The organism is Bacillus sp. JJ634, from assembly GCF_036962285.1.
Classification (GTDB): domain Bacteria; phylum Bacillota; class Bacilli; order Bacillales; family DSM-1321; genus Peribacillus; species Peribacillus asahii_A.
Genome location: NZ_JBALMU010000141.1, coordinates 1 through 12,109, shown reverse-complemented (window position 1 = coordinate 12,109; position 12,109 = coordinate 1). Strand labels below are relative to the sequence as shown.

Annotated in this window: 11 protein-coding genes; 3 read left to right on the top strand and 8 right to left on the bottom strand. The window is 43.3% G+C overall.

What is annotated here, in order from left to right; translation table 11 throughout:
* Positions 1-504, top strand: a 504-nt coding sequence (locus tag V7068_RS18865) for an AAA-type ATPase lid domain-containing protein (protein ID WP_499714061.1), incomplete at its 5' end; no start/stop codon positions are given.
* A gap of 437 nt (positions 505-941) precedes the next feature.
* Positions 942-1,067, top strand: coding sequence for a hypothetical protein (locus tag V7068_RS18860; protein ID WP_402925341.1), 126 nt, complete (start codon positions 942-944; stop codon positions 1,065-1,067).
* A 734-nt stretch (positions 1,068-1,801) separates the two neighbouring features.
* Here the strand turns inward: V7068_RS18860 and V7068_RS18855 are convergent.
* The 8 genes from V7068_RS18855 to V7068_RS18820 are packed head-to-tail and all read right to left on the bottom strand — an operon-like array spanning position 1,802 to position 10,575.
* Positions 1,802-2,929, bottom strand: coding sequence for an iron-containing alcohol dehydrogenase family protein (locus V7068_RS18855; RefSeq protein ID WP_499714060.1), 1,128 nt, complete (start codon positions 2,927-2,929; stop codon positions 1,802-1,804).
* Positions 2,930-2,940: 11 nt separating this feature from the next.
* The gene (locus V7068_RS18850; protein WP_499714059.1) at positions 2,941-4,131 is read right to left on the bottom strand and encodes an acyl-CoA dehydrogenase family protein; all 1,191 of its coding nucleotides are present in this window, start codon (positions 4,129-4,131) and stop codon (positions 2,941-2,943) included.
* 12 nt (positions 4,132-4,143) lie between these two features.
* Complete coding sequence (locus tag V7068_RS18845; protein ID WP_499714058.1) at positions 4,144-4,812, bottom strand: methionine ABC transporter permease; 669 nt, start codon at positions 4,810-4,812, stop codon at positions 4,144-4,146.
* On the bottom strand, positions 4,805-5,593 hold the full coding sequence (locus V7068_RS18840) for a methionine ABC transporter ATP-binding protein (RefSeq protein WP_499714057.1): 789 nt from the start codon (positions 5,591-5,593) through the stop codon (positions 4,805-4,807). The genes V7068_RS18845 and V7068_RS18840 overlap by 8 nt, the downstream gene beginning before the upstream one ends.
* Before the next feature lie 34 nt (positions 5,594-5,627).
* Positions 5,628-6,680: an LLM class flavin-dependent oxidoreductase gene (locus V7068_RS18835; protein ID WP_499714056.1), complete on the bottom strand. Its 1,053-nt coding sequence runs from the start codon at positions 6,678-6,680 to the stop codon at positions 5,628-5,630.
* An 11-nt stretch (positions 6,681-6,691) separates the two neighbouring features.
* On the bottom strand, positions 6,692-7,750 hold the full coding sequence (locus V7068_RS18830) for an LLM class flavin-dependent oxidoreductase (protein ID WP_499714055.1): 1,059 nt from the start codon (positions 7,748-7,750) through the stop codon (positions 6,692-6,694).
* A gap of 12 nt (positions 7,751-7,762) precedes the next feature.
* The gene (locus V7068_RS18825; protein WP_499714054.1) at positions 7,763-9,148 is read right to left on the bottom strand and encodes a 4-hydroxyphenylacetate 3-hydroxylase N-terminal domain-containing protein; all 1,386 of its coding nucleotides are present in this window, start codon (positions 9,146-9,148) and stop codon (positions 7,763-7,765) included.
* Positions 9,145-10,575, bottom strand: coding sequence for a 4-hydroxyphenylacetate 3-hydroxylase N-terminal domain-containing protein (locus V7068_RS18820; protein WP_499714053.1), 1,431 nt, complete (start codon positions 10,573-10,575; stop codon positions 9,145-9,147). The genes V7068_RS18825 and V7068_RS18820 overlap by 4 nt, the downstream gene beginning before the upstream one ends.
* Before the next feature lie 442 nt (positions 10,576-11,017).
* On the opposite strand from V7068_RS18820, the gene V7068_RS18815 reads away from it, so the two are divergent.
* Positions 11,018-11,854: a MetQ/NlpA family ABC transporter substrate-binding protein gene (locus V7068_RS18815; RefSeq protein ID WP_499714052.1), complete on the top strand. Its 837-nt coding sequence runs from the start codon at positions 11,018-11,020 to the stop codon at positions 11,852-11,854.
* Positions 11,855-12,109: the final 255 nt, after the last annotated feature.

Here is a 12,109-nt window from a genome sequence, read left to right as displayed (position 1 = left end):
ATGTTTCGTGAAGATTTATATTACCGCTTAAATGTTTTCAGCTTACATATCCCTCCTTTAAGAGAGCGTAAAGAAGATATTATCGAATTAACCCATTCTTTTTTATCTGATTTTTCATTGAGATATAAGCGATTGTTTCGTAAATTATCTACCGATGTAGTAAATGAACTAATTCAATATGATTGGCCTGGCAATATTCGCGAACTACGTAACGTCATTGAGCGGCTTGTTGTATTGGCAACTGATGGAGTAATAAAAAGAGAGTATTTGCCCTTTCCTACAAACAATACTAGTATAGAAAACCATCCAGAAATTGAATGGAGTATACCTAAAGAAAGTGATCATACCATTTTATCGCTACAAGAAGAAATGGACAAACACGAGAAAGAAGTGATTAAACGCGCATTACAGATTTTGGATGGGAACAAAGTAGAATGTGCTAAACAACTAGGTATCACAAGAACTACCTTATACAACAGAATGAAACGGCTCGGGATGAATTAATCCCTTTCCTCCTCTTTTGAAGGAATCTGTTCATTTAGCGGGGAAAAATTCAAGAGGGACAGAGGGATAGGTTTCTTGTCCCAGTTTCTAATGGAACTGCATAAAGTAATCTTAGATTTTATACAAATAATAAATTCCTATTTATAGAATGGAACAGATTATTGCTTCTTAGCAAACATGCTCACTTTCACATTTGATTCCCTTGTTACTTTTGCTCATCATCTTACCAACACAATCTTCGAAGCCACATGATGACTGCAAGAAAACTGCTTAATACATATAACCCTTGGCTATCGTTTGAAAAGCTTTTCAACTGAATACTAAAGTTCAGCATTGGGATTATATAACACTCCCCTTATCTATAAAGTTGATAGGACATTAAACTGAACTGCACCCCAATTGTTAGACACAAAACTAACAATTGGGGTGTATTTTTTATGGGTAAATTTACATTTGAAGATAAATTAAATGCAGTTGGAGCTTATCTTAAAGGAAAAGAATCATATAGAGATATAGGCAAGAGAATTGGTGTTGATTTCAAATCCATAACTTCCCTTATTTAGGTTCTACACTTTGATAAAAAATAGTCTACTTTAAAAAAATGAAAAATTCCCGTGAACAACCTAGTATTATCTTCTTTCTTTCAATAAAAAAATGAGCCCCAGGGTGACCATTTGTAACTTTAAAATAAAGTTTGTTCAAAAATGCCTCGTAAACTACATTTTACGATAAATAAAAAGAATCCATTTTGAAAAAAAGATTAATCAAAATGGATTCTTTTTCAGCAGATTTAAGTTTCGTTTTTATAAAAAAAGTTTGATCATATTACAATCATTTTCTACCTATGTTGCTCCACAATAGCGCCCGTTTTATGGAATAACTGAGTAGCTTCTATTAGCTGGTTTAATGGAATAACTCACTGTCACAAAACTGATGGAATTTGTTACAAAAAGTGAATCAGATGGGAAAATTCATTCAGAGTAGAGGGAAAAGGGGGGATGTGGCTACGGAGAGAATTTTAGCCTTCGCTAAACGTTTCATCGATTGAAGGATCTTAGTATTTTCTTATTGCGGGTGGTGACAGCTTCGCTGGTGGTACTACCCCAATTTAGGATGTTCAGTAAGTTGTATCTTTCTGAATATAAATATTTTACATTTATTCACACTTATCATGCTGTTTTTGGACATATCTCGGACTTCCCCCCTATATCACTTGTTAAAAAACTTATTACAAAAATCGAAATATTATGACAGAAAAAGGCTGCTCAAGAAATATTGCTTTTCGAGCAGCCTTCCTCTATATACTTTTATAAAACGCGGACAAGCTTTCCTTCGTTAAAGTTACAGGATTATTATGAATATTCGGCGCAAAGCTCGCCTCAACAATTTTCTGCAGCTGCTCATCGGTTTCAACACCGAGTTCCTGCAAACTCATACGAAGTTCTAAATGCTGCTTCAATTCCTCTACGCGCTCAGCTAAATGAGCCGCATCACGGAAGCCTAGCTCACGGCTAATTTCCTGCAAGCGCGCCCCCTCTACCTCATCCTGCGCATTTAACACCCAAAAATTTGGCAACGTAAACGCACACGCCTCACCGTGCGGAATGTCTAACATTTCTATTAGCGGATACGAGCATGCATGTGCAGCTGCCGTTTGCGTAATATTAAACGCCATGCCCGCTGCCACAGATGCTTCCGCCATTTTCGTGCGCGCCTCGACATTATCCGGCTCATCGTATGCCGTCTGTAAATAGCGGAATACGAGCGATGCCGCATGCTTCGCAAACAAATCAGTAAACGGCTGATGAAGCTTACTATATAAAGCCTCTAGCGAATGTGCCAACACATCAATACCACTTGATGCCGTCACCTTTTTGTTACAGCTCATTGTTAAAAGCGGGTCAATCAATGCGTACACTGGATACAGAAAAGGACTATTAAACGGCCGCTTGCGACCCGACACCGGATCACTTAATACCGATACGCGCGTAATTTCACTCGCCGTACCAGCCGTCGTCGGCACCGCAATAAGCGGCAGCCCTGGCTCTGTTAGCACAAACTCCCCATCAAAAAAGCGCTGTGTCGTCGCAGTAGTAGGTGCTAAAGCGGTCGTCACCTTTGCACAATCAAGTACACTGCCGCCACCTAACGCGACTGCGAAATCATACTTACCACTACGCAACACCTCGATATAATCATCGGTATTTTGCACCGTTGGATTTGGCTGAATACCATATGTGAAATCAGTAATCAACCCGCCACTTTCCGCTACAACACGCTCTGCTATGCCGTTCGCAACAATAGACTTCGTGGTAATTAATAACCCCTTGTGATAGCCGCGCTCCCGAATAATGTCCGGCAAGCTTTGTAATTTCCCCACACCGAACTCAATCGGCACCGTTTGATAATAAAAAAATTCAGACATAAAATTCTCCTTTAATAATAACCGTTAATCGGTAATTCATGCCCGTTCACTACATAATTGCCGACATCCTTCAGCTTATACGAGCTCGGGTTGTGCGAGGCGATCGTGCGAATGTTACGCCAATGACGATCTAAATGCTGGTCACGTCTCGTCGCAGATGCACCACCGACATCAAATAGCTTCGTGGCCACCTGCAACGCCAGCTGCTCACCAATGACTTTTACATACACTGTTTTCAATGCCGCCTCATGCTTAGACTGCTGCGTACCTTGCAGCAACGCCTCATCTAATGCCTGCGCAGCCTCACGAATTAACGTCTTCAATGTAAACGCCGTTGCTTGAATTTCACCAATTGTTAGTAAAAGCAGTGGATCTTCATTTGCTGTAGCTGACGAACCGTGCGTAAATGTTCGCTTACGCCCCTTTAATAGCTTTACACCATCCTCTACAATCGCCTCGACAATTCCTGCTACGACCGCCTGTAAAAATAGCTGACGAATCGCCACATAACTTTGCTTTTCACGCTTCAGCTCGACCGCCTCATAACTTTTCACTGGCGTATTTGTAAACGTTGTCGTACCACTCGCTGTTAGCTGCTGTCCAAAACCGTCCCAGTCGTCATAAATAGCCACGCCTTCACGGTTCGTCGGGATAAAGCTCACAAATACCGTATCTCCTTCACCAGCCGATACGACCGATACCCAATCCGCATATAAAGTACCTGTTGTAAAAAACTTCGTACCGTTTAACACATAATCATCTCCCACCTTGCTCAGCACAGTTTCATACTGCTTTGCTCCTTGTGGATTAGATGAAATTTCCGTCGTCGCATTGCCGACTAAATCGCCCTTGGCTACAATTTGCAAACGACGCGTACGCTCTGCACTTGACGGTGCTGCTAAATTATCCTCGACAAACACAAAATGCGCGCGCAATGCATGAGCTACATCCGGATCAGCCTTCGCTAATTTTCTTACAACCTCAAATAGCTCAACATTCGTCACACCAGCACCACCAAGATTCTTCGGCAAACGAATGGCTCCAAGCCTTGCCTCTTTAATAAGCTGAAATGCCTTATACGGCAGCAGACGATCATCTTTACGACGGCGCGCCTCTGCATCTTCCTCGATTGCTTTTACTAACTCTTCAAAAGCACCGGAATGAATATCAATCGGCGCTGTTTCTTTTATTGCTTTTACCATTCAAATCTCCCCCTAAATATGACGGCGATTTAGCTTCTTCGCTAATAAATTACCGATAAACTGCACAACTTGCACGATGATAACTAACAACAGCACCATGAAAATCATGACATCTGTTTGGAAACGGTAGTAGCCATAACGAATCGCTAAATCGCCAATACCGCCGCCACCAACCATTCCAGCCATCGCTGAATATGAAATAAAGCTAATTGTCGTCACGGTTACAGCTAAAATAATACCTGAACGTGCTTCATTTAATAGCACGTCTTTAATGATGTAACGCTTCGGCGTACCAAGTGCAATTGCTGCCTCGATTGTTCCATGTGGCACTTCTTTTAACGCCTGCTCTACTAAACGCGCAAAATACGGAATCGCTGCGATCGATAACGGTACCGATGCTGCTAGTGGTCCAACCGTTGTTCCAGCAACTATACGCGTAAACGGAATTAACACAACGAGCAAAATAATAAATGGAAACGAACGAACTAAGTTGATCGTATAATTTAAGACGCGATTGGCAACCGCATTCGGCTGAATAGAGCCCTTTTCCGTTAAGAACACGTACACGCCTAGTGAAGTCCCAAACAGTATAGCTGCCGATAGCGAAATCGCAACCATCATAAACGTTTGAGCGATACTTTCTTTAATTTCCGGTAAAAGCATAATAATATTATCAAACATGGATAACGCCTCCTAAGCGAATATCATGCTGCTTATGCCTGTTTTCCTTCTCACGATGCTCAATGAGTAATTTGCCTATGCTCGTCGTCGCTGTCGGTGATTGTGCCAGCGTCAGCTCTTCTTGAATCGCACCTTTTTCCATGACAGCAACACGGTGGCACAACGTATTGACAACCTCCATCTCATGCGTAACGATAACAAGCGTTACACCAAGCTTTTCATTAATCGATTTTAAAAACTCCAAAATATTTTCCGTCGTTTGCGGATCAAGTGCTGACGTAGGCTCATCACATAACAGCACTTTCGGGTTTAACACGAGCGCACGTGCAATCGCCACACGCTGCTTTTGTCCACCACTTAGCTGCGCCGGATAATGATGCACCTTATCACTCAGCTCTACTACCTTTAAAATATGATGAATGCGCTCGGCACGCTCAGACTTTGGCACACCCGCAGCTTTCAACGCAAATTCGATGTTGCCATATACGGTTTTATTCAATAGCAAGTTAAAATGCTGAAAAATCATCCCGATCTCATGGCGCTTCTGTTGTAATTGCTTCAGCTTTAGGGCTGTCAGCTCGAATCCGTCAAACCATACCTCACCTGATGTTGGCGGCTCGATTAAGTTAATCATACGCAGCAATGTCGATTTCCCTGCACCACTAAAGCCGATAATGCCAAAAATTTCACCTTGCTGAATCGTAATCGATGTCGGCTGCACCGCCTCAAACTGCGTAGACTTCGTTTTGTAAACCTTACTAATATTGTTTAACGTAATCATCTAGATTCACCCTTTACTGATTTAATAAAGTTGTTTACTTGGTATTTAGTGTGAAAGGATTCACTTTCGACTCTACGTGCTCGAAAAATAACGGTAGTTCTGTTAATGGATTGCGGAATGCTAGTAACACCTGATCAATGCCGATCGCCTCCAGTTCGCGCAGCTTGCTCGCTACTTGCTCATAGCTGCCGACTAATCCTGTACGGAAGCCTTCATTGTTTGCGACAAAGTCACTCACTGTTTTAGCGTTTTTCCACATCCCTTTCGTTTCTTTGCTCGCCTTAAATTGTGCGATTGCTTCCTCATCTGCTCTTGCTAAAATTACCTCGTATTCAGCCAATGCTTCCTCTTCTGTTTCACGTGCAATAACGTATGCTGCGACCGCGTATTGCAGCGTGCGATTTTCCTGCTGTGCTAAAGTCTTCACCGCCTCAATTTGTGGCTGAAGCTCTTCTATTGGCGCACCATTCATGAAATACACATCTGAATTTTTTGCTGCGACTTGCTGTGACTGTGCAGAGTTTCCGCCTTGATAAATGGCTGGATACGGCTTTTGCACAGGCTTTGGATTTAACGTCCCACCTTGAATGTTGTAAAAGTCGCCGTTAAATGTGAAATCATCCTGCGTCCACAAGCCTTTCACAACTTGTAAATATTCATCCGAACGACGATAACGATCACGGTGATCAATCCAATCAATACCAAACTTCTCCTGCTCCGCCTTGAACCAGCCACTCACTAAATTAATATGGAAGCGACCGCCCGAAATGACATCTAACGTCGAGCCAATTTTCGCTAACGTTACCGGATGAATAAAGCTTGGCAATACCGCCGCCAATAAACTCACACGTGACGTTTGCGTTGCTACTGCACTGACAACTGTTAACGGATCCAGCTGCCCATCCGTCCCATTATTGCCACCGATACGCCCTACGTAACGAATCGGAAATAGGATACCGTGCACGCCTATTTTATCTGCCAGCTGTGCCAGCTCTATGTTATACGCAATATCACTGCGTAATTCTTGTTCAATGTTGGCGCGTAAAAAGCCGCCGCCGATATTAGCACCCCATGTTAAAAATTTCATCGTCTCACCACTTATACAGTTATTTTTTCAAATCTTGGAAGCACGTCTTTTCCGAAACGTAACGCTTCCTCTACATGCGGGAAGCCCGATAGCACAAAGTGCGTCACACCCGCATCAATATAGTCCTGCAACGCCTCTTCAATTTGCTCCGGTGTGCCGACAAGCGCTGTGCCTGCACCTTTACGAATTTTCCCGATACCCGTCCAGCTATATTTATCAAAACGCTCGCCTTGCTGCGCAATTTCCGTCATACGTTTTTGCGCCACTGAATCCGTCTCTTCAAATACATTGTTCATCTTCTCTCGAACGTCCGCATCAATTTGACTAATAATATGGTATGCTGCCTTCCAAGCTTCCTGCTCCGTATCACGTACAACAACGTGTAAACGAACCCCAAACTCTAACGTGCGCTCGTATTTTGCAGCACGCGCCTTCACGTCCTCTAGCTGCTCCTTCACCTGGGCAACCGGCTCACCCCACTGCAAGAACACATCCGCATACTGCGCCGCAATTTCCTTTGCGCTATCCGATGAGCCACCGAAATATACCGGAATACGTCCTTGTTGATACAGCCCAGGCACTAACTGCGCATCCTTCGTTTCGAAAAACTGACCTTTATGACTAAACGTCTCGCCCGTCCAAGACTTCGTAATAACATCTAAAAACTCGCCTGTACGCTCATAACGCTCCTCGTGCCCCGTAAAATCACCGTCCTGACCAAGCTCCTTTTGCAAGCCACCTGTCACAACGTTTACAAGCAAGCGGCCTTTCGCAAACTGATCGAGCGTCGCAGAAAGCTTTGCCGCCACAGTCGGTGCGATAAAGCCCGGACGGAACGCTACTAGCGGTTTAATCCGCTTCGTATTTTGCACGATAGCAGATCCGACAATCCATGAATCTAAATACGGAATGCCCGTCGGTACTAAAATCCCTTCAAAGCCTGCTTCTTCTGTTGCTTGTGCCACCTCAATTAAATAATCTAACGAAGGCTCACGCTGAGGCTTCGCCAGCCCTAAAAATTCGCCATCACCATTTGTAGGCGCAAACCAATAAAAATGTGCTTTTGTCATATTATTTTCCTCCTATAAAATCGATGTCGCAAACTGTGTGAATGCCTGCTGCTGTGGATGATTATTATAATAATTCGCATACGTGCGAACCGGATCTCCTGAATAAAAGCGCTCATACAACGCATGACGCGAACCAAGCGGACTACCGATAAAATCCCACGCCAGCTTGCTAAGCATCGTACGCTTCGTACTATCGAACTCATCAGATGCGGAAAAATATTCGCGCCATTCTGGATGACTCGCAAGCTCCTCTGTCGTCGCTGGTGTCTGTAGCAGCCCCGACGCCCCGATTTGCTGAATCGCCTCTACACCTGTTGCATAATAACGCGTCCCTAAATTACGCGCCGTGCCTAAATATTGACGATTCGGAATAAAAATCCCGTTATGCAACTCTCCTGTATGCTGTGCCGTACGCAGCAACGCCTCAATCGTCTCCACCTGCATGATTAAATTTGCTAAATCATTTTGAACGTTTAAAAAGCCTGTTACATCTGCACTTTTCGCAAGCCCGTACGCAATCCCCGCCACGCTTTGCAGCTTACTTTTTAAACGGACTACCGTTTGATGCTGGCTTAGTGCAGCTGCCACTGGGTCTACCTGCAACTTCCACGCTGCATCCGGATCCTCTAGCACAAGCACATACTCCCAAGGAATGAGTACATCCTCAAAAATTAGCACCGCGTCCATTTCATCATAACGTGCACTCAGTGGTGCATTAACCGCATCACTACTCGCAAACGATTCACGACAAACAATTTGCAAGCCCTGTAAATTAGCCGGAATAATAAACGTATTCGCTAACGCATGCTGTGTATCGCTCCGCTTATGGAACGACGAAATAATATATTCATCTACATAAGGAGCAGCCGTCGCAATGGTTTTAGCTCCGCGTACAATAACCCCTTCTTCCGTCTTTTTGACAACGCGTAGCTGACCATTGTCCGCCTCGACCGTTGCGCGACTACGATTACGCTGTAAATCTTGCGCTGCTGCGGTCGATAGCAAATCGCGATTACGTGAATTTTGATAAATACGCTCAATCTTCGTATCAAAATGTGGAATAATCGTTGCTAAATGCTTACGATTTGCATACCATCCCGTCTCGATTTCACGCGAATACTCCGACAAGCGACTCATAATCCCAAAAGTCGCATCCGCCCAAATTTTGTACGCCTTCTCCTTACGCTGTAAATCCTCACGCGCTGTAGGCACTAAAAACGAAAGATGCGCACCCTCGCATGTTAGCTCCTGCTCCAACGCACCTGTCTGCAACCCTAATAGCTGCTCAATCGTCTGCACTGTCCCGCGAAACGCATGATGCTCCGCAATATTTGTCACGAGCTTGCCACCGTACCAAACACTACGTCCATCCTGCATTCGTTCCTTCAAATTCGTCATACAAACACATCCTGTTTTACTGTCGTCGTCAAGCTATTTAAAAACGTATCCAACCGTTCATCCAGCCATCCTTTATCATAATTTTCAAAAAATAAAGCTTGGATGCGCAGCGGGTCTCCTGTATAAAAACGCTCATATAAATCATGCCTGCTGCCGATTTCACTGCCGACTAGCTCCCAGCCAACCCTAAATAGTGCAGTCTTATCCTGAGCAGAAGTCGCCGCGCCCTCGTAATAACGATGCAGCAACGCCTCTATTCGCTCATCCTCAAAACGATGAATGACTGTTGATGGCAGCTGCGTATAACCACCCGCGCCGATTTCCTTTAAAATGCTCATCGCCCGAGCATAATACTGCGTCCCTAAGTGACGCGCTACTTGTAACGGCACCGCACTCGGCTTATACGCACTACCTTCTACACTCCCTTCCGTTTCCGCCGTCTGTAGCAAACCGTTGATCGTATCGACCTGCATATACAGCTCACCAAGCTTTTGCTGCACATGTAAAAACGTATCCACCGCAATACTTTTCGCAATGGCCGTCGCAAGTCCAGCAACAAACTTCAGCTTTGTCGCCAGACGCACAACCGTTTGGTGATGCGCTAACGTATTTAACTGCTGATGACGATGCGCTGCTGTTGCCCCTTGTGCATGACCACGAATAAAAATACGTTCATTTGGAATAAAGACGTTATCAAAAATGATAACCGCATCCATCTCATCAAACTGGCTCGCCAGCGGATATAGTTCACGATCCGTCTCCGCATGGCTCTTACGACAAATAATTTCAAGCCCTGGCGAATCCGTTGCGACGATAAATAAATTCGCATATTGCTCCTGACCGTCTTCTTTGCTATACGGCGTATTAATAATAATGTCGTCGACGTACGGTGCACCGGTTGCAATCATTTTCGCTCCACTAACAACAACCCCATCCTCTCTCTGTTCTACAACTCGAAGTAACGCATGATCTGCACGCTCTGTAATCGGCTTCGAACGGTCCATTTGCGGATCGGCAATCGCTGTTGTCACTAAACGACGTTCACGCTTTACTAGCTCAAAATAATTCGTTATTTTTTCAGCGAATGTTGCATCATATACACTTAGCTGCTCGCGGTCGATGTAGTAGCCGGTAATAAGGGTATACGCATAATCCGATAAGCGACTCATCATTCCGTAGGACTTGCTGGCCCATGTCTCATACGCCTCTCTCTTTTCTAATAGTTGCTCATACGTTTGTGGAATTAAAAATGCTTTATGCACATTTTGTTGCACTGATTCATCATAAAAGCCAACCTTTCCATCATCAATTAGCTTGATGAGCTGCTTGATTGTTTCAAACGTCCCACGAAACGCAGCGTGCTCTGCTGGCTTTTCTACTTTATTTCCATCGAGCCAAATATTTCTAGCTCCTTTAATTTGCACCATGCGACATCCTCCTTTTAAACAAAAAAAGCTCCAAGCATATCGATGTGATATGAAAGGAGCTCTGGTGGTCCAGTGGCTTTTGTTAAGTTATGTAAACACAATAAACAAATAATTCAGATTAGTCAAGTGTGTTTTGTGTGTTTTTGAATAAAAATAATTTTACTGTGCTCCATTAGATGAAAAAACTATCTCTCTACGATTTTTGTTATTATTTATTTCAAAAATAGTATTGCCAAATGAAAAACCGCTTGGTAAAATCATCCTTAATTCCAATTAGTCTACTAGACTTTTCCGACCGGATCACCGGAGGCGTATATATTTGTCCAACAAATATATGTGTCTCTTTTTTTTGTTTCTAGCAAAATGAGAGACTACACGCAGACGTAATGGATGAACATGAGGCCGACTTATGTCCAACAACATATTTGAGGAGGAATTTTGTATGAAAAAATTTGCATTATTTGTCGTATCTATTTTGACCGTCGTATTGTTAGCAGCTTGCGGATCATCTGATGTCAGTAAATCAGCTAGTACCGATGATACGAAATCTATTCGAATCGGTTTCTCGCCTGGTCCTTACAGTGACCAAGTACGTAAAGGGATCGAGCCTATCTTAAAAGAAAAAGGCTACACGATTGAGTTCGTCGAATTTACGAGCGGCAATGAAATCAATTTCGCCCTTGCAGAAGGCTCACTAGACGCTAACATTTTTCAGCATACAGCGTATTTTGAAAGCTTTATTAAAGAGAATAAATTAGATTTAGTCGAAACAATTAAAGTACCGACAGCGCCGATGGGTATTTATTCTGATAAACTTACAGAAATTAAGCTAGATACTAGTACAAAATACAAAGTGTTAATTCCAAATGACCCACCAAACATTGCTCGTGCACTACGCATTTTAGAGGAAGGTGGATTTTTAACATTAAAATCTGACTATGATCCGCTAACAGTGAGCTTACATGACATTGAGTCATACAAGGTAGAAATTGAGTTTGTAGAAGTAGAGCAAGCACAGCTAGCACGCCTAATTAGCGACGTTGATTATGCTGTCGTAAACGGTAACTATATTTTAGCATCAGACCGTAAGCTTTCTGACAGCTTACTGCTTGAAAACCCACCATTTGAGTACCAAAACTTAATCGCTGTTCGTACAAAAGACAAGGATAAAACATTTGTTAAAGACTTAACAGACGCATACCAAACAGAGGATTTCCAGCAACTGATTGAAACAGACCCACAGTTTGAAGGCTTCTGGCAACCACCATACTTTAAATAACGAAAAAGAGTAGCTTCCCCCAAGCTACTTTTTTCGTTGTTTATTAATACCACACATGCCCAAAATACTGATCAATTAGCTTGCGACAACGTTCTAACATTGTATAGTAGGACTCCACCGCAACATCCGTTTCAGCACCGCTTCTGGACATAATGGACAAAAAAACACGCAACAATAAACAATAGAGTCCTTGCGACTGTAAGACATATCAATTGTGTCGCGTAATTTCTGTGCAGTCTTTGTGCAATGTATAAA

Coding starts and splice junctions, on each gene's coding strand:
- V7068_RS18860 (WP_402925341.1), top strand. CDS start 942: ATGGGTAAATTTACATTTGAAGATAAATTAAATGCAGTTGGAGCTTAT.
- V7068_RS18855 (WP_499714060.1), bottom strand. CDS start 2,929: ATGTCTGAATTTTTTTATTATCAAACGGTGCCGATTGAGTTCGGTGTG.
- V7068_RS18850 (WP_499714059.1), bottom strand. CDS start 4,131: ATGGTAAAAGCAATAAAAGAAACAGCGCCGATTGATATTCATTCCGGT.
- V7068_RS18845 (WP_499714058.1), bottom strand. CDS start 4,812: ATGTTTGATAATATTATTATGCTTTTACCGGAAATTAAAGAAAGTATC.
- V7068_RS18840 (WP_499714057.1), bottom strand. CDS start 5,593: ATGATTACGTTAAACAATATTAGTAAGGTTTACAAAACGAAGTCTACG.
- V7068_RS18835 (WP_499714056.1), bottom strand. CDS start 6,680: ATGAAATTTTTAACATGGGGTGCTAATATCGGCGGCGGCTTTTTACGC.
- V7068_RS18830 (WP_499714055.1), bottom strand. CDS start 7,750: ATGACAAAAGCACATTTTTATTGGTTTGCGCCTACAAATGGTGATGGC.
- V7068_RS18825 (WP_499714054.1), bottom strand. CDS start 9,148: ATGACGAATTTGAAGGAACGAATGCAGGATGGACGTAGTGTTTGGTAC.
- V7068_RS18820 (WP_499714053.1), bottom strand. CDS start 10,575: ATGGTGCAAATTAAAGGAGCTAGAAATATTTGGCTCGATGGAAATAAA.
- V7068_RS18815 (WP_499714052.1), top strand. CDS start 11,018: ATGAAAAAATTTGCATTATTTGTCGTATCTATTTTGACCGTCGTATTG.